Origin of the sequence: Rhodococcus sp. A14 (assembly GCF_011603105.1) — a bacterium.
GTDB classification, from domain to species: domain Bacteria; phylum Actinomycetota; class Actinomycetes; order Mycobacteriales; family Mycobacteriaceae; genus Rhodococcus_F; species Rhodococcus_F opacus.
Map to the genome: position 1 here is coordinate 69,724 of NZ_JAAOQS010000021.1, position 18,006 is coordinate 87,729.

Consider the following 18,006-nt stretch of genomic DNA (forward strand, 5'->3'; position numbering starts at 1 on the left):
TTCAGTCATTCCACTCACATCCGGAAAACGCCGTAGGAGACCGGCTCGACCGGTGCGTTCGCACACACCGAGAGCGCCAGTCCGAGAACAGTTCTGGTATCGGCGGGGTCGATGATGCCGTCGTCCCACAGCCGGGCCGTCGAGTAGTACGGATTGCCCTGCGCCTCGTACTGCTCGCGGATCGGCGCCTTGAACGCCTCTTCGTCCTCGGCCGACCACGGGTTGCCCGCGCTGTCGAGTTGCTCGCTGCGCACCGTCGACAGCACCGACGCCGCCTGCTCTCCGCCCATCACGGAGATCCGGGCGTTCGGCCACATCCACAGGAACCGAGGCGAGTACGCCCGCCCGCACATCGAGTAGTTGCCCGCCCCGTAGGAGCCGCCGATCACGACGGTCAGCTTGGGAACCCGGGCGCACGCCACCGCGGTCACCATCTTGGCGCCGTGCTTGGCGATGCCGCCCGCCTCGTAGTCGCGACCGACCATGAAACCGGCGATGTTCTGCAGGAACACAAGCGGAATCTTGCGCTTGTCGCACAGTTCGATGAAATGCGCGCCTTTCATCGCGGACTCGGCGAACAGCACGCCGTTGTTGGCGACGATGCCGACCGGGTGGCCCTCGACGTGCGCGAAACCGGTGACCAGGGTCTTGCCGTACTCCGCCTTGAACTCCTGGAACTCGGCGCCATCCACGATCCGGTCGATGACCTCGTGGACGTCGTACGGGGTGCGCGGGTCGGTGGGGACCACGTCGTAGAGGTCGGTCTGCGGCGCCGACGCGGGGACGGCGCTGATCACGTCCCACGGCCGCTCGGCACGCGGGCCGAGGGTCGCGACGATGTTCCGCACGATCCGCAACGCGTCCTGGTCGTCCTCCGCGAGGTGGTCGGTGACGCCGGAGACCTTCGAGTGCAGGTCGCCGCCGCCGAGTTCCTCCGCTGTCACGACCTCACCGGTGGCAGCCTTCACCAGCGGCGGACCGCCCAGGAAGATGGTGCCCTGGTTGCGGACGATGACGGCCTCGTCGCTCATCGCGGGCACGTAGGCGCCGCCGGCGGTGCAGGAGCCGAGGACCGCCGCGATCTGCGGGATGCCCTGCGCGCTCATCGTGGCCTGGTTGTAGAAGATGCGGCCGAAGTGCTCGCGGTCCGGGAACACCTCGTCCTGCCGCGGCAGGAACGCGCCGCCGGAGTCGACGAGGTAGATGCACGGCAGCTGGTTCTGCAGCGCGATCTCCTGCGCCCGCAGGTGCTTCTTCACCGTCATCGGGTAGTAGGTGCCGCCCTTGACGGTCGCGTCGTTGGCGACGATCACGCATTCCCGGCCGGACACCCGGCCGATGCCGGCGATGACGCCCGCTCCGGGGCACTCGTCGTCGTACAGGCCGTTCGCCGCGAGCGGGGAGATCTCGAGGAACGGGCTGCCGGGGTCGAGCAGCGTGTCCACTCGATCGCGGGGCAGGAGCTTGCCTCGGCTGACGTGCCGCTCGCGCGACTTTTCGCTGCCGCCGAGCGCGGCCACGGCCAGCCTCGACTTCAGCTCGTCCACCAATTTCGTGTGCTCTGCCCGGTAGCCCTCCCGTGCAGTGGTTCCGCTCAGTGCCATCCTGCCGCCTTCTCGTCTTGACGCGCGTGCCGAGTGAGTTAATACTCGATAACTGAATCTAAGATAACTGTGATTAACTGAGTTGTCCAGACCACATCCGAGAAAGAGCAAAGGCGATGACCACAGACGTCGACGGCGCCGAAGCGCCGATCACGCGCCGGGAGCAGATGAAGGCGGATCGTCGCCGCCAACTGCTCGAGGCCGCCGCCCGCCTCATCGCCGAACGGGGCTTCCTCGGCGTCCGCCTCGAGGACCTCGGTTCCGCAGCGGGAATCAGCGGCCCCGCCGTGTACCGGCACTTCCCCAACAAGGACGCCGTGCTCGTCGAACTGCTCGTCGGGATCAGCACGCGACTGCTCGAGGGCGGGTCGCTCGTCGTCGCGGAGGCCGCCTCCCCGGAAGCGGCCCTGGAGGGTCTGATCGACTTCCACCTGGACTTCGCGCTCGGGGAACCCGACCTCATTCGCATCCAGGACCGGGACCTGGAGAGCCTGCCCGCCGAGGCCCGCCGGGAGGTCCGGCAGACGCAGCGGCGCTACGTGGAGATCTGGGTGAAGGTGCTTCTGCAGGTGGACACGTCACTGGACGAGACGGATGCCCGCACCAAGGCGCACGCCACGTTCGGGCTCATCAACTCGACCCCGCACAGCGCCGATCCCACCACCCCCTCGCGCACCCGGAAAGTGCTGCGCGACATGACGCTTCTCTGCCTGCGCCCGTGAGTACTTGTTAACCGCCCGCGGTTAACAAGTACTCACGGGCGGCGAAGCCGCAGAAGGGCCCCGCCCTGACCGGACGGGGCCCTCCTCGTGACGGTGCGATGTGCCGTCTACACCCTGTTCTTGCTCGTCATCGAGGTGTATCCGAGGGTCAGCACGGCCGCCACGGCGATGCTGATGACCCACCGGATCCAGTCGATGCCGCCGGTGTCTCCCTTGTCGAGGAGCCCCTCCCACACCCAGTACCCGATCAGCGCGCCGATGATGCCGAGCACGACGGTGATGACCCACCCCATCGCCTGCTTTCCCGGAATCACGAGACGCGCCAGAACGCCGATGACCGCACCGAAGATGATGGTGCCGATGATGTTGCCGACCATGGCCCTTGTCCTCTCAACACGCAATTCATGGTGCGAGCGGAAGGTCACCGCTCATCTCGAACATAACCACCTGGACACCCGTTCGACAGGGCTTCGGCAAATCGTTGCCAAAAGGTTCATGCGGCGTACCGCTGTGAACCCCCTCGGTTCAGCGAATGCCCTGCCGTCGCAGGGCTACGGACACCGCTGCGGCCCGGGTGTCGACACCGAGCTTCGCGTAGATGTGGGCGAGATGGGTCTTGACCGTCGCCTCGCTGATGAAGAGGGCTTTGCCGAGCTCCTTGTTGGTCATGCCCTTGGCCAGCAGAGTCAGCAGTTCGGCCTCCCGCGGTGTGAGAGCCTCCTCGGGGCGCTGCATCTGCTGCAGTAGTCGCGAGGCGACGGGCGGCGACAGCACACTCTGGCCGGCGGCCGCGCCGCGCACGGCCGCGAAGATCTCCTGGGGCGTCGAATCCTTCAGGAGGTATCCGATGGCACCGGCATCGATGGCGCGCACCACGTCGGCATCCGTGTCGTACGTCGTGAACACCAGCACCGGCAGGTTCCGATCGACCTGCCGGATGCGGCGAATGGCCTCCACCCCGTCGATACCGGTGCCGAGGGCGAGATCCATCGTCACGAGCTGCGGCCGGAATGTGCTCACGGCGTCGACCGCCTCTTCCCCCGTGCCCGCCTCGGCGATCACCTCGATGTCCGGCTGCGAGTCGAGTAGCGCTCGCAGCCCGGCGCGCACGACCACGTGGTCGTCGACCAGCAGCACGGTCACGGTCGTCATGCCACGGTTCCTCGCGCGCACGGTATCTGAGCGGCCACCACGGTGCCCTCGCCCGGTGCGCTCTCGACGGTGAACGTGCCGCCCAGTTGCTCGACGCGACCGCGCATCGCGCGCAGGCCGTATCCGCCGCGCGCCGAACGAGTTCCGGCGGGCGCGGGTTCGAAACCGGCGCCGTCGTCGAAGATGTCGAGCGCGACGGCGTCCGGAAGATACGTCAACGTGACACCCACGGTCTCGGCGTGCGCGTGCCGGGCAATGTTGGACACAGCGCTCTGGGTGATCCGCAGCAGAGCGTGCGTCACCTCCGCCGGAATCGCGATCGGAGTACCCACGACCCGGAGCTCCGCCCGCGGATGGTGGGTACGCGCGGCAGCGAGCAGTGCCGCGTCGAGCGGCTGGGATTCCAGGTTGGGCGCCGCGAGATGGTGCACGAGACTGCGTGTTTCCGCCAGGTTCTCGCGCAATGTTCCGGTCGCCACGCGGACGTCCTCACGTGCCCGAGCCTCCGTCCGCGGATCTGCCTGCGCCCAGATCTGCTCGGCCGCCTCGAGCCGAAGCAGGCTGCTGGTCAGTCCCTGTGTCACGGTGTCGTGGATCTCGCGGGCCAGTCGTTCGCGTTCGGCGAGCATTCCCGCCTCCCGCTCGGTCTCCGCGAGCCGGGACCGGGTCTCCGCCACCTGGCGGAGCAGTCGCACCCGTTCCCGGCCGTCCCGCTCGATCTGGCTGTACGCCACGACGATCAGCGCTCCGGTACACAGCGGTCCGACCAGCACCGCCCACTCGCTGCGGCCGGAGAAGGTGAAGAACGCCAGCGACGTGAGCACGGCGAGAACCCCGACGACCGGGTACGCGATCCGGCTCGGGTAGGCCCTCGTGCACAGGAAGAACATGGGAAACGCGCACCAGGCGAAACTCGGCGCGAGCCAGACGAGCACCGCCCACGTCGTCAGGACCGGCCACACCCACGGTTCCCATACGCCTTCCCGCCGTGCGACCACGGCGGTGACCGTGTACAACGCGGCGAGCGCGGCAATCAACGCGACCACGACGACGAACTGCTCGCTCACTCCGTGGTAGGTCAGATACCGCGCCGTCGACGTCGCGAGGAGGACGTAGAACGACACATGGATGGCGGTAGCGAGCGGGCCGCGCAGACCCGCGCAGTCCGCCCTGTCCACTCCGTCCACGGGTGTCGTCACGTCGATTGATCCTACGGATCTGCCGTGGGTCGCGGATCAACCGTTCGGATGATCTGCCGGGGCCGGACGGATGAGTTCGGGAGCGCCGTCGGCCCGATGCGGTCCCCGGCACCGCCGGGCCAGGCTGGTCAGGTCAGCTCGTCACTTCCCGAAAGGCCTTCCGATGCGCACCTTCCACCGCCTGCCCCGCATTCTGGCGATCACCGTCCCGCTCGCCGCGATCGTCGCCACCTCGGCGTGCGGCACGTCCGCGTCCGACGAGGCCAGTCCGGCGTCCACTCCGGTCGCGGCCGCCGCTGCGCCGGCCCCGATCGACGGTGCGGACGGCGTGGTGAGCCAGAACCGTCTCGGTATCGGCACTGCGCAGGCCGCCGCGCAGGCGGCGCTCGCGAAGTGCCAGGCCGACGGGCTCGGCTTCGTCACCGTGTCGGTGGTCGATCGCGCCGGCAACGTGCAGGCCATGTTGCGCGGGGACAACGCGGCTCAGCACACCGTGGAGGCGGCCCGCCAGAAGGCGTACACCGCTGCCGCGTTCGGCGCGAACACCGGTGATCTGAGCGAACGGGCCAAAGGCGACGGCGCGACGGTCGCCGACCTTCCCGGCACGTTGTTCCTCGCCGGCGGGGTGAGCGTGAAGTCGGCCGGCGGGTCGATCGCGGGTATCGGCGTCGGCGGCGCTCCCGACGGAATGCGGGATCAGGCGTGCGCGGCCGCCGGGCTCGACGCGATCGCCGGGGCGCTGGGGTGAAGAGCCGCCCCGTGTCGACGCCCGAACCGGAACGCGCGCTGTAGGGACTGAACGAGATTCTCGCGCTCACCCCCGTCGCGACGTTGCTGCGGACCAGGTGACGCGGCGGGTCAGGTGCGCCCGATCAGGTCGAGGGACTGCTCGCGCATCTCGACCTTGCGCACCTTGCCCGTCACGGTCATCGGGAACTCGTCGACGACGTGCACGTACTTCGGGATCTTGTAGTGGGCGAGCTTGCCGGTGCAGAATTCGCGCACCTTCACCGCGTCCAGGGGTTCGGCACCGTCCTTCATCCGCACCCACACCATCAGTTCCTCGCCGTACTTCGCGTCCGGCACCCCGATGACCTGGGCATCGAGGATGTCCGGATGCGTGTACAGGAACTCCTCGATCTCGCGGGGATAGACGTTCTCGCCGCCGCGGATGACCATGTCCTTGATCCGCCCGGTGATCGCGACGTAGCCGTCGGAATCCATCACACCGATGTCGCCGGTGTGCATCCACCGTCCGGCGTCGATTGCTTCCGCGGTCTTCTCCGGGTTGTTCCAGTACCCGAGCATCACCGAGTAGCCCCGGGTACAGAGTTCACCCGGTGTGCCCCGCGGAACGGTCAATCCTGTTGCCGGATCGACGATCTTGACCTCGAGATGCGGACCGACGCGGCCGACCGTCGACACGCGCTGATCGATCGTGTCGTCCGACCGGGTCTGCAGCGACACCGGGGACGTCTCGGTCATGCCGTAACAAATGGAGACCTCGGCCATCCCCATCTGTTCGATGACCTGCTTCATCACCTCCACCGGGCAGGGTGATCCGGCCATGATTCCGGTCCGCAGGCTCGACAGGTCGAACGATGCGAAGTCCGGTTCGGCGAGTTCGGCGATGAACATCGTCGGCACCCCGTACAGCGACGTGCACTTCTCCGCTTCGACGGCCTGCAGCGTGGCTTTCGGGTCGAAGGAAGGCCCCGGAATGACCATGGTCGCGCCGTGACTCGTGCATGCCAGGTTGCCCATGACCATGCCGAAGCAGTGGTAGAACGGCACCGGGATGCAGACGCGGTCGTTCTCCGTGTAGTGGCACAGCTCGCCGACGAAGTATCCGTTGTTCAGGATATTGTGATGGCTGAGCGTCGCACCCTTGGGGAATCCGGTTGTCCCCGAGGTGTATTGGATATTGATCGGGTCGTCCGAGGACAAGGCCGCCTGCGCGGCGGGCAGCAGGGACGGGTCGGCGGCGTGCGCAGCCATGCCGTCCGACGCCAGCTTGCTCCACTCGGCACTTCCGAGGAGCACCACCCTCTCGAGGTCGGGGCACTGCGGCCGGACCTCCTCGATCATGCCCGCGTAGTCCGAGGACTTGAACTCGGGCGCCGACACCAGCAGACGGATACCGGCTTGATCGAGCACGTACTTCAACTCGTGCGCCCGGTAAGCGGGGTTGATGTTGACGAGCACGGCGCCGATCTTGGCCGTCGCGAACTGGATCAGGGTCCACTCCGGGCAGTTCGGCGCCCAGATCCCCACCCGGTCGCCCTTCCCGATACCCCGCTTCAGCAACCCCACCGCCACGGCGTCGACGTCCCGCCTCAGCTCCGCGTACGTCCACCGCCGCCCCGAGGGCCGGTCGACCAGGGCGTCACGATCGGCGTGGGCTGCCACCGTCCGGTCCAAGTTGTCTCCGATGGTGTCGCCGAGCATCGGGGCGTCCCACACGCCGTTGGTATAGCTGGGAAGCGGGGTTGTCATCACTCTTCCTCTCCAGGAGCCCGTTCGGGCACCTACGGGACGGGCGGACCCGGAGGCCCTTCCGCGGTCGAACTTACTCTTGGTTGATGTGATCCAGGGCATACTGCACGGCGAGGGGCGCCGATATCTGTGCGAAGTCCGGACACCCCTCGCCGGCTCTGTCAGAGCGCGTCGTCTTTCGTTTCCACCAGGGCCTTCGTGCACAGTAGGCTGACCACGCCGAGGACGGCGAGCATGACGCCGATCGCGGCGCTGCCGTACGCGGACGCCAAGGGTGCGGCGATCAGCGGCGGCACGGCGCCGCCGAGCACGCCGGCGAGGTTGTAGCCGAGGCCGGCGCCGGTGTAGCGGTAGCGCGTCTGGAACATTTCCGGAAGCAGAGCCCCGCAGGGGCCGTAGGCGATTCCGAAGATGGCGAGCGTGACCATCACGCCGATCGTGAACGCCACAGGTGAACCCGTGTCGAGCAGCGGGAACAGCGCGAGCGCCCACACGACGGCCAGTCCGCAGGAGATCATGATGACCCGCCGACGCCCGATCCGGTCCGAGTACAGAGCGGAGACGACGATCGTGAGTCCGAAGACTACGGCCGAGGCGATCCCGACCGTCAGCACGAACGGGCGGCTGAACCCGAGGGTCTTGGTGCCGTAGCTGGTGAGAAACGCTGTGCCCATGTAGAAGAACGCGAACAGCGTGGCGAGAGCGCCGGCCGAGAGGAGGATCTCCTTGGTCTGGTACCGCCAGGCGTCCATCAGCGGGAGGGTCCGCGGGGTCGCGTCGGCACGGTCGGCCTGCTGGGCCGCGCGGAACACCGGCGTCTCCTCGATCGCCAGCCGCATGTAGAGGCCGATGCCGACCAGGACGGCACTGAACAGGAAGGGAATCCGCCACCCGTATTCGAGGAAGACCTCGTTGGTGTCGCCGAGCAGGGTGCCGGTGACGAGGAACGTGGCGCTGGAGAGGATGAAGGCCACCGCGGGGCCGAGTTGCGGGAACATCGCGTAGAGGCCGCGCTTGCCCGGGGGTGCGTACTCCGCCGTCAGCAGCGTGGCGCCCGCCCACTCGCCGCCGACCGCGAATCCCTGACCGAAACGCAGCAGCACCAGCAGGATCGGGGCCGCGACCCCGATCGTCTCGGCACCGGGCAGCAGGCCGATCAGGAACGTCGAGACACCCATCAGGATGAGCGTGGAGATCAGAGTCTTCTTACGTCCGATCCGGTCACCGTAGTGGCCGAACAGCATGGCACCCACGGGCCTGGCGACGAACGCGACGGCGAAGGTCGCGAAGGAGGCGACGGTGCCGGCGGTGGAGCCGAGCGCGGGGAAGAACACCGTGGGGAACACCAGGGCTGCGGCGGTGCCGTAGATGAAGAAGTCGTAGAACTCGATGGTCGTGCCGATGCCGCTGGCGACGGCCACCTTGCGGACGCTGGTACCGCCCTGGCGCACCGGTGTGGGGGCGTGGGGGGCGCCCGCACCCGAGTTGGAGACTGTGGTCACTCGATTCCTCCGTGGTCCGTGGGGAACACCCTGGTGGGCGTATCCCGGATGAGAGGAAAAGTAGTGATCCGGCTCACTGTGTCACCACCCCCGGATAGGGGGGTGGTGACGCGTGTCACGTCACTCGGCGGTGCCGGACGCGCCGAGCAGCTCCTTGCGGAGTTCGGTCCACACGGTGGCGTACGAGTCGATCACGGGTTCCGAGATCCACTTCGACTCCCCCGCCGCGACTTTCGCGAGAGCGTCGGCGAACAGGTCCTGGTAGCGGGACAACCGGGGTACGAACGCCGACAGGTCGTCGAACACGACCGACGCCCGGCGGTCCAGGTCGGCCAGCTGATCGGCGTCGGCCGAATCGATCAGTCCGACGAACTCCTCGTGGAACGGCACGAAGCTCTCGTACACCTCCGCGATGGAGTCCTCGTCGATGGACACCCGCTCGGCGTCGAGCTGATCCTCGAGCTCCGAGTGTCCGGCCTCGGTGAGCCCGATCCGGCCGTCCGACACTTCCTGCGCCTTGCCCTGGGTCAGCAGCGCGTCGTAGGCGGCCTGCGCGGACGCGGCGCTCACACCGAGATGCTCGGCCAGAACGGCCGCGCTGACCTGCTCTTTCAACCGGACCGCCTGCAGCAGGGCCAACTCGTCCACATTGCCAGCGAAGGCCATAGATCTCTCCTCGTCACACCCCGTCCAGGGCGGTTCTCCGCAGGTCCGGTCGGACCTGCCGCCCTTTAGATAACACGACTACAGTTCGAGGATCTCCGAGGGGGCTGCGAGCGCATCCGCGCGGGAGGTGTCCTTCAACTCCACTCCGGACCGGCCCAGTTTCCTGGCGCCGGACACGAGACCCGCCACGACGCGGGCTGCGAGTTCGTAGCCGAGCCCCTCGGGTGGGTGGATGTTGGACACGCAGTTCCGGTCCGCGTCGGTGCGTCCGGGACGTGGGAGGTGCGTGAGGTAGACGCCGACACTGTCGGCCACCGACAGTCCGGGCCGCTCCCCGATCAGCAGGACGAGGGTCTGCACGCCCAGTGCCTGCGCGATGTGGTCTCCGAGCGCCACCCGGGCCTGGGTCGCGATCACCGGCGGCGCCAGCGAGTACGTCCCGCCGAACTCGTCGACCAGTGCGGACAGCAGGGACACCCCGTGATCGGTGAGCGCCCGGGGCGACAACCCGTCGGCGAGGACGAATCCCACCTCGGCCGTTCCCGCGGGTACCGCGGACAGGTCTGCCGGTGTGCGGCCCAGGTCGGGCCGCCGCAGGTACTCGCTGCGGTCCGACGCCTGACTCGTGACGACCACGGGCCTGCCCAGGCCCACGGCCTCGACCTGCTCGGCCAGCGCCTCCGCGTCGAGCGGCTGGTGGACGGCGTCCCGTGCGGCGGCGTGCGCCGACCGGAACTCGAGGACGCGCTGCGTGGGCAGGGCGTCACCGGTGCGGCCGAGTCCGATACGCGCCTGCGTCGTGGCCCGCAGTTCCGCCCAGAAGTCGTGCACCACAGGATCGCTCATCGTGCCACCGTCAGCGCCCGCAGCGGCGACGCCGCGGCGTCGACCGGCAGGACCCGTCCCGCGTCGTCGACCATGCCGAGACGGCGCATCCAGTCCTCGAATTCCGGTGCCGGTCTGAGTCCGAGCACCTGACGTGCGTACAGCGCGTCGTGGAACGACAGACTCTGGTACCCGAGCATGACGTCGTCCGCGCCGGGTACCGCGATGACGAAGGCCGCGCCTGCCACCCCGAGCAGGGTGAGCAGCGTGTCCATGTCGTCCTGGTCGGCCTCGGCGTGATTGGTGTAGCAGACGTCGACACCCATCGGCAGGCCCAGGAGCTTTCCGCAGAAGTGATCCTCGAGCCCGGCCCGGATGATCTGCTTGCCGTCGTACAGGTACTCCGGACCGATGAACCCGACCACCGTGTTGATGAGCAGCGGTTCGAGATCACGGGCCACCGCGTACGCCCTGGTCTCGAGGGTCTGCTGGTCGACGGGCCTGCCACCCGTGCCGAGGTGGGCGCCCGCACTGAGCGCCGAACCCTGACCGGTTTCGAGATACATGACGTTGTCGCCGACGGTGCCGCGTTTCAGGGACCGGCCGGCCGCGTTGGCCTCACGGAGCAGCGAAATGTCCACACCGAAACTGGAATTGGCGCCCTGAGTTCCGGCGATGGACTGGAACACGAGGTCGACGGGAACGCCGTCCTCGATCAGGCCCATCGTGGTGGTCACGTGCGACAGCACGCACGACTGCGCCGGAATGTCGAAGCGCTGACGGATGTCGTCGAGCAGGTGGAGCAGTTCCGCCGTGGCGTGCGGCGAATCGGTGGCCGGGTTGATTCCGATCACGGCGTCACCGCAGCCGAGCAGCAGGCCGTCGAGCGTGGCGGCCGCGATTCCACGCGGGTCGTCGGTGGGATGGTTGGGCTGCAGCCGGGTCCCCAGGTGTCCCGGTACGCCGAGCGTCGTCCGGAACCCCGCGGTGACGGTGACGGCCCGCGCGACCGCGATGAGGTCCTGGTTGCGCATGATCTTGCTGACGGCCGCGACCATCTCCGGGGTGAGCCCCGGGGCGACGCGGCGGAACGTCTCGGCCGCACCGTCTCGCGCCGCGACGTCCAGCAGCCAGTCGCGCAGTCCGCCGACGGTGAGATGGGAGATCTCGCCGAACGCGACCCGGTCGTGCGAGTCGATGATGAGCCTCGTGACCTCGTCGTCCTCGTAGGGAACGACGAGTTCGTTCAGAAACGTGCCGAGCGGGACGTCGGCCAGCGCCCACTGCGCGGCGGCGCGTTCGGCGTCGGAGGACGCCGCGCACCCGGCCAGTTCGTCTCCGCTGCGCAGCGGTGTCGCCTTGGCCATCAGGTCGACGAGACCGTCGAACGTGTACCCGGTTCCCGCGACTCCGTGACTGTAGGTGGTCATCGGGACTCCCGGGTGAGTGCCCCACCTTCCAGAATGTGAATGAAGACCTTCAGCCAGATGGTGTGAGGTTGACGCCTTTTCATGTCGGTACTCCTGACTATGGTCATGCTGTGGAGGAAATCGTGCGTTACAGCTATCGGCTCCGGCCGGGCGTGGTGGCTGAACGTGCGCTCGAATCGGAGTGGCATCGCTGCCGCTATCTGTGGAACGAGGCTGTGCGACAGCAGAAGAGCGGTCTCAAGCCGACGTTCGCCAGGCTTGGAAAGCTCCTGACCGATGCCCGCAGCCACAACGCCTGGCTGCGCGAGGGTGCGCAGGTTCCTCAGCAGCAGATTTTGCGCACGTATGCGCAATCTCTGGAGTACTCGTTCGCGCAGAAAGGCCGCGGGCGCCCGAAGTTCAAGCCGCGCCGGAAGACGCTTCCGTCGCTCGAGTACAGCTCCCGAGGGTTCTCCTGCCGCGACGGTCGGCTGCGCCTTGCGAAGGGCATCGTGATCCCAGTGGTGTGGTCGCGGGAGTTGCCGGGCGAGCCGACCAGTGTGCGAGTACACCGGGATTCGCTCGGGCACTGGTACGCATCCTTCGTGGTGCGACGCGAAGTCGTCGCTGCCCCCACGGTCGATGAGGGCAGTTCGATCGGCATCGATTGGGGTGTATCCGTCACGGCCACGACCACGCATCCGGAGTTCGACCTGCCATATTTGGGGCATCGTAAGCGCTGCGCCGCCGAACTCGGCAAAGCACAGCGGAAGATGGCCCGACGACACAGCGGCAGGCGTGGCCCGCAATCCAAGGGATACCAGCGGGCCCGCAAGGAGGCGGCGACCTTGCGGAAGAAGGCTGCTCGCCAGGCCCGGCACGATGGGAGGGCCTGGGTGAAGGGCGTCGTCGACAATCACTACCTGATCGCGGTCGAGGACTTCACGCCGAAGTTCCTCGCCAAGTCTACGATGGCCAGGAAGTCCGCCGATGCAGCGATCGGGGCGTTGAAACGGGAGTTGATCGAGCGTGCCGTGCGGGCCGGTCGAAAGGTGGTGTTGGTCGCGCCCGCATACACGACGATGACGTGTTCGAGTTGTTTCGCGAGAGCCAAGCAGCGACTCGGGCTCGCAGAACGAACCTTCTTGTGCCGGGAGTGCGGCTTTACCGACTACCGAGACAGGAACGCTGCCAGGGTGGTCTTGGCTGTGGCAGAACGGGGCCACACTCGTGTTGACGACGTCAGCCATGCGCATTCCCCTCTGGGTCGGATGTGCGTGCAGTCTGAGCGTGAAATCCTCCGCCTCTCGGGAGGAGCCGTTAATCGAGTTCTTCCTCTGCCTTCGCAAGAACAGCAAACTCCTCGTCGGGCGAATTGGCAACGAGGTGATGGCGGCTGTACAGGCCGAAGTACGCCATGAAGGCCGCGAACGCGATCAGCGTCCAGAGTGCGGCGACCGGATCGACGAGGAAGGTGGCGATCACCGCGGCGGCCGCGATGACGAGCGCGAAGGATGTGGTGACGATGCCGCCCGGGGTGCGGTACGGGCGCTTCATCTCCGGCTCACGCCTGCGGAGGACGATGTGGCTGACCATCATCAGCACGTAGCTGACGGCCGCGCCGAACACCGCCATGTTCAGCAGCATCGCGCCCTCACCGGTGAGCGACAGCACGAACCCGATGACACCCGGCACGATGAGGGCGAGCGTGGGCGCCTTCCGCGAATTGGTGATCGACAGACTCGTCGGGAGGTAGCCGGCGCGGGACAGCGCGAACGTCTGCCGCGAGTAGGCGTACATGATCGAGAAGAAACTGGCGACGAGGCCGGCCAGTCCGATGTAGTTGACGACCTTCGCCGCGGTTCCGTCACCGAGCGCTTCGACGAGCGGATTGCCGGACGTCGACAGGCTCTCGGCACCCAGCGCTCCGGTGGCAAGGAACAGGACAGTTGCCCCCGTGACGATGAGGATGAGCATGCTGATGATGATTCCGCGTGGCACGTTCTTCTCCGGCTCGCGGGCTTCCTCCGCGGCCAGCGGCACGCCTTCGACGGCGAGGAAGAACCAGATGGCGAACGGGACGGCCGCCCAGATTCCGAATGCGCCGAAGGGCAGGAAACTCGACGCGCCCACCGCATCGGTCGCGGCGATGTCGGTGAGGTTGCCCGCGTCGAACAGACCGATCGCGGAGACCGCGAAGATCACGAGACCGACCAGTGCGATCGCCGTGATGACGAACATGGCCTTGAGTGCCTCGCCGGCGCCGGTCAGATGGATTCCGATGAAGATGGCGTAGACCGCCAGGTACACCCACCACCCGTCGGTGATACCGAACAGGTTCAGTGACTCGACGTAGCTGCCGATGAAGGTCGCGATGGCGGCGGGCGCGATCGCGTATTCGATGAGAATGGCCGTGCCGGTGGCGAATCCGCCCCACGGCCCGAGTGCGCGCCGCGCGAACGTGTAACCGCCGCCTGCGGCGGGCAGGGCGGACGACATCTCGGCCATACCCAGCACCATGGCCAGGTACATGCCCGCGATGACGACACCGGCGATCAGCAGGCCGCCGAATCCGCCCTCGGCCAGTCCGTTGTTCCATCCGGCGTAGTCGCCGGAGATCACGTAGCTGACACCGAGGCCGGCGAGCAGCACCCAGCCCGCCGAACCCTTGCGGAGCGTGCGTTTTTCCAGATAGCTGCTGTCTTCCGAGTGGAAATCGGCAGCATCGTGATGTTGACCGGTTCCGGAATTCTTGGATGGTTCTACGAGTGACATTCCGTCCCCTACGTCGATCCGAATGGTGCCTCGCCCGCACCGCTCGGGGAGCGGAATCGAACGGCCGAGGCCAATGGTGAACGAGTTGTGTACACGTCGTGTCAGCAGAACGTGACCGCGACGTAAAAACCTGGGTCGTAGCGCGCTTCGGGTGCTACGGGACCGGGCGGCGGGCGGGCACGGGACATGCGTCGACGGCTTCGGCGACCACTTGCGGTTCGGGGGACGGCGCGGGCCTCCAGCCCTGCTCCCACTGCTGGCCCACGATGACCTCCTCCGCGGCGAGGCTGGCGTTCTCCTCCGGGGTAAAGGCACGTGCACGACTGAGAAAGCGCATGCCTTCGGGACTTTCCAGGCTGAATCCCGATCCGCGACCGGGCACCACGTCGAGCACCAGCTGAGTGTGCTTCCACGCCTCGAACTGCGAACCGGAGATCCACACGGGCACGGCATCGGCACCCTCGGCCCGGGTGGACGGGGTCTCCCCGACACCGAGACGCAGGTCGAGGACGCCGAGCAGCACGTCGCGGTCGCCGACGATGAATTCACCGTCGGGGTAACACATCGGCGCGGAGCCGTCGCAGCACCCGCCGGACTGATGCATCATCAGCGCCCCGTGGGTACCGCCGAGGCGGCGGAGAAGCTCCACCGCCCCGGCGGTTGCCTTCAGGCGCTGAGGCGCCCGGGCTGCGTCCATCAGAAGAAGCCCTGAGCCTTCTGGGCGTAGCTGACCAGCAGGTTCTTCGTCTGCTGGTAGTGCTCGAGCATCATCAGGTGGTTCTCGCGGCCGATGCCGGACTGCTTGTAGCCACCGAACGCGGCGTGCGCGGGGTACTGGTGGTACGTGTTGGTCCACACGCGGCCGGCCTGGATGTCACGTCCGGCCCGGTAGGCGACGCCACCGTCCCGCGACCACACGCCGGCGCCGAGGCCGTACAGCGTGTCGTTGGCGATCTCGATGGCCTGGTCGTAGTCCTTGAACGACGTGACGGAGACGACGGGACCGAAGATCTCCTCCTGGAAGATCCGCATCTTGTTCTGACCGGTGAAGATCGTCGGCTGCACGTAGTAGCCGCCGGACAGATCGCCGCCGAGTTCGGCGCGCTCACCGCCGGTGACGACCTTGGCGCCTTCGCCCTTGCCGATCTCGATGTACGACAGGATCTTCTCGAGCTGATCGTTCGAGGCCTGCGCGCCGATCATCGTGTCGGTGTCGAGCGGGTCGCCCTGGCGGACGGCCTTGGTGCGGATGGCCGCCATCGCGAGGAACTCGTCGAAGATGTCCTCCTGGATCAGCGAACGCGACGGGCAGGTGCACACCTCGCCCTGGTTGAGGGCGAACATGGTGAAGCCCTCGAGCGCCTTGTCCTGGTAGTCGTCGTTGGAGGACAGAACGTCGGAGAAGAAGATGTTGGGGCTCTTGCCACCGAGTTCGAGGGTGACCGGGATCAGGTTCTGCGACGCGTACTGCATGATGAGCCGACCCGTGGTGGTCTCACCGGTGAACGCGATCTTCCGGATCCGCGGGCTCGAGGCGAGCGGCTTGCCCGCCTCCACACCGAAGCCGTTGACGATGTTCAGCACACCGGCGGGCAGCAGGTCGCCGATGACGGAGATCAGGTGCAGGATCGACGCCGGGGTCTGCTCGGCCGGCTTGAGAACGACCGCGTTGCCCGCGGCGAGTGCGGGAGCGAGCTTCCACACGGCCATGAGAATCGGGAAGTTCCAGGGGATGATCTGGCCGACGACGCCGAGCGGCTCGTGGAAGTGGTAGGCGACGGTGTCGGAGTCGATCTCCGACAGTGCACCTTCCTGCGCCCGGATCGCGCCGGCGAAGTAGCGGAAGTGGTCGATGGCCAACGGAATGTCGGCGTTCAGGGTCTCGCGGATCGGCTTGCCGTTGTCCCAGGACTCGGCGAGCGCGATGGACTCGAGGTTCTCCTCGATGCGGTCCGCGATCTTGTTCAGGATGATGGCGCGCTCGGCCACCGACGTCTTACCCCAGGCCGGAGACGCAGCGTGTGCGGCGTCGAGCGCAAGTTCGATGTCCTCGGACGTCGAACGCGCGACCTCACAGAACGGCTGCCCGGTGACGGGTGTCGGATTCTCGAAGTACTGGCCCTTGACGGGCGCAACCCACTGGCCGCCGATCCAGTTGTCGTAACGCGATTGGAAGGACATGACGGCGTCCGGCGAACCCGGGCGGGCATACACGGTCATCGATAACTCCCTGGTGTCGTGAAACTCGGGTGGAACTGGGTGTGACTCACAACACTAGGGACCGTACCGTTGCAACTACGTTGCGTACTGCTGATCGAACAGATCGATCCTGGACTTGACCTGGTAATACAGGGGCGAACGCGGGTCGAGGCCTGCCAGATACGCCTCCCATGCGGCGACGTCCTCGCGGCCGTGGACGGACGTGGTCCATTTGGCGAGCAACCGTTGATCACCCTCGCGCAGCAGCGCCGCCTGGACGCGTGCCCGCAACTCGTCGCGAAGATCCTCGACCCCGGGCGCCTCCGACCCGGGAAGGACCGGTCCCGAGTAGACGTCGAGGGCGGCGGCGAGCTCGCCGCGATCCAGGGCTCCGCGGACCTGCCGGACGTCCGACGTCAATTCGGCGAGCAGCCGATAGGGCCGCGAACCGAGGTTTGCGGGACCGAAAACCTTACGCAGGCGCGACATCTCGGCACGGATCGTGACGGCGTCGAGTTCGTTCTCGTCGAGCAGCACCGCGAGGCGGTCGGAACTCAGGCCTTCGGGGTGCTCCGCCAGGAGCAGGAGAATCTCCGCGTGCCGCTGCGACAGCGGGATGCGTTCGGGCCCACGAACCAGAGTCGGCCGTCCCGATCCCAGCACCTCCAACCGCAGTACCGTCTCGACGAGCGGGTGCGGTGAACGCAGCTGGTGCAGTCGCAACTCCGCCTCGGCGGCCGCGACGGTCGCCCTGATCAGCGAGAGCACCTCGGGCACCGCCACCCGCGGACCACCGGTGATGTCGATCGCCCCGACGATCAGCCCGGTCGCGGGGTCGTGGACGGGCGCCGCCGAACAACTCCAGTCGTGCACCGAGCGGCTGAAATGCTCGGCACCGAAGATCTGCACACAATGGTCGAGCGCCAGCGCGGTACCCGGGGCGTTGGTGCCGACGGTGTCCTCACTCCAGTCGGCGCCCTCGACGAAGTTCATCTCCAGTGCGCGGTCCTTGGCGGACGAATCGCCCTCGACCCACAGCAGCTGGCCCTTCTCGTCCGTGATGGCCACGAGCAGCCCCGTGTCGGCGGCGTCCTCGACGAGAAGCTTGCGGACCACCGGGCGGATGATCGACATCGGGTGCGACGCCCGGTACGTGGCGAGATCCGCGGCCGCCAGATCGACCGCGCGGGCCGACCCGTCCGGGTTCACTCCCTTGCTGGTGCTGCGCATCCACGAGTCGAGGATGACGGAACGGACGGAATTTCCCTCACCGTCCGGGGCACGACCGGAGGGTGCGTGACGCTCGACGAACAACTGATGCGCCGACGACACCCTGCGTGCCAGCATCGCGACGTCGTCTCCCGGGCGCACGGCGACCCACGGATTGCCCCCTGTGGGCGGTTGACTTTGCATCGAACTCCTCCACGGCGTCTCTGCCTACTGTAACCCGCATCACA

Annotated in this window: 16 protein-coding genes; 3 read left to right on the top strand and 13 right to left on the bottom strand. The window is 67.2% G+C overall.

Annotation, left to right across the window (positions count from 1 at the left end):
- Window positions 1-14: 14 nt before the first annotated feature.
- Window positions 15-1,604, bottom strand: a complete 1,590-nt coding sequence (locus G9373_RS14020; protein WP_005253822.1) for a carboxyl transferase domain-containing protein — start codon at window positions 1,602-1,604, stop codon at window positions 15-17.
- Window positions 1,605-1,720: 116 nt separating this feature from the next.
- On the opposite strand from G9373_RS14020, the gene G9373_RS14025 reads away from it, so the two are divergent.
- A complete protein-coding gene (locus G9373_RS14025; RefSeq protein ID WP_005253821.1) occupies window positions 1,721-2,326 on the top strand; it encodes a TetR/AcrR family transcriptional regulator in 606 nt (201 codons plus the stop codon).
- Window positions 2,327-2,433: 107 nt separating this feature from the next.
- On the opposite strand, the gene G9373_RS14030 is transcribed toward G9373_RS14025, so the two are convergent.
- From G9373_RS14030 to G9373_RS14040, 3 genes are all read right to left on the bottom strand, one after another.
- A complete protein-coding gene (locus G9373_RS14030; protein ID WP_005575191.1) occupies window positions 2,434-2,703 on the bottom strand; it encodes a GlsB/YeaQ/YmgE family stress response membrane protein in 270 nt (89 codons plus the stop codon).
- A gap of 148 nt (window positions 2,704-2,851) precedes the next feature.
- Window positions 2,852-3,478, bottom strand: coding sequence for a response regulator transcription factor (locus G9373_RS14035; RefSeq protein ID WP_054245395.1), 627 nt, complete (start codon window positions 3,476-3,478; stop codon window positions 2,852-2,854).
- Window positions 3,475-4,677 carry a sensor histidine kinase gene (locus G9373_RS14040; RefSeq protein WP_120659355.1) on the bottom strand — a complete coding sequence of 401 codons (1,203 nt, stop codon included), beginning with the start codon at window positions 4,675-4,677 and terminating at the stop codon, window positions 3,475-3,477. The genes G9373_RS14035 and G9373_RS14040 overlap by 4 nt, the downstream gene beginning before the upstream one ends.
- A gap of 163 nt (window positions 4,678-4,840) precedes the next feature.
- Here G9373_RS14040 and G9373_RS14045 point away from each other — a divergent pair, with 163 nt between their 5' ends.
- Window positions 4,841-5,425, top strand: coding sequence for a heme-binding protein (locus G9373_RS14045; RefSeq protein WP_120659356.1), 585 nt, complete (start codon window positions 4,841-4,843; stop codon window positions 5,423-5,425).
- A 110-nt stretch (window positions 5,426-5,535) separates the two neighbouring features.
- Here the strand turns inward: G9373_RS14045 and G9373_RS14050 are convergent, their stop codons facing one another.
- The 5 genes from G9373_RS14050 to G9373_RS14070 all read right to left on the bottom strand — a co-directional run bounded on the left by G9373_RS14050 (window position 5,536) and on the right by G9373_RS14070 (window position 11,596).
- A complete protein-coding gene (locus tag G9373_RS14050; RefSeq protein ID WP_167115531.1) occupies window positions 5,536-7,173 on the bottom strand; it encodes an AMP-binding protein in 1,638 nt (545 codons plus the stop codon).
- A gap of 161 nt (window positions 7,174-7,334) precedes the next feature.
- Window positions 7,335-8,624 (bottom strand): MFS transporter, encoded by a 1,290-nt coding sequence (locus G9373_RS14055; protein WP_085990299.1) that lies wholly within the window; start codon window positions 8,622-8,624, stop codon window positions 7,335-7,337.
- 171 nt (window positions 8,625-8,795) lie between these two features.
- Window positions 8,796-9,341 (bottom strand): hypothetical protein, encoded by a 546-nt coding sequence (locus tag G9373_RS14060; RefSeq protein ID WP_005253815.1) that lies wholly within the window; start codon window positions 9,339-9,341, stop codon window positions 8,796-8,798.
- A gap of 78 nt (window positions 9,342-9,419) precedes the next feature.
- A complete protein-coding gene (gene eutC / locus G9373_RS14065; protein WP_061041812.1) occupies window positions 9,420-10,187 on the bottom strand; it encodes an ethanolamine ammonia-lyase subunit EutC in 768 nt (255 codons plus the stop codon).
- Window positions 10,184-11,596 (bottom strand): ethanolamine ammonia-lyase subunit EutB, encoded by a 1,413-nt coding sequence (locus tag G9373_RS14070; protein ID WP_054245399.1) that lies wholly within the window; start codon window positions 11,594-11,596, stop codon window positions 10,184-10,186. The genes eutC and G9373_RS14070 overlap by 4 nt, the downstream gene beginning before the upstream one ends.
- A gap of 110 nt (window positions 11,597-11,706) precedes the next feature.
- Between G9373_RS14070 and G9373_RS14075 the strand changes: the two genes are divergently transcribed.
- Complete coding sequence (locus tag G9373_RS14075; protein WP_231137915.1) at window positions 11,707-12,996, top strand: transposase; 1,290 nt, start codon at window positions 11,707-11,709, stop codon at window positions 12,994-12,996.
- Here G9373_RS14075 and eat read toward each other — a convergent pair.
- The 4 genes from eat to G9373_RS14095 form a co-directional block, all read right to left on the bottom strand.
- Window positions 12,896-14,350 (bottom strand): ethanolamine permease, encoded by a 1,455-nt coding sequence (eat, locus tag G9373_RS14080; protein WP_005253811.1) that lies wholly within the window; start codon window positions 14,348-14,350, stop codon window positions 12,896-12,898. The two genes, G9373_RS14075 and eat, sit on opposite strands and share 101 nt — an antisense overlap.
- A gap of 154 nt (window positions 14,351-14,504) precedes the next feature.
- Window positions 14,505-15,047: a DUF779 domain-containing protein gene (locus tag G9373_RS14085; protein WP_005572049.1), complete on the bottom strand. Its 543-nt coding sequence runs from the start codon at window positions 15,045-15,047 to the stop codon at window positions 14,505-14,507.
- On the bottom strand, window positions 15,047-16,570 hold the full coding sequence (gene adh, locus G9373_RS14090) for an aldehyde dehydrogenase (protein WP_120659358.1): 1,524 nt from the start codon (window positions 16,568-16,570) through the stop codon (window positions 15,047-15,049). Before adh ends, G9373_RS14085 begins: the two co-directional genes overlap by 1 nt.
- Before the next feature lie 75 nt (window positions 16,571-16,645).
- Entirely contained in the window at window positions 16,646-17,962 is a 1,317-nt protein-coding gene (locus G9373_RS14095) for a helix-turn-helix domain-containing protein (protein ID WP_167115534.1), read from the bottom strand.
- Window positions 17,963-18,006: the final 44 nt, after the last annotated feature.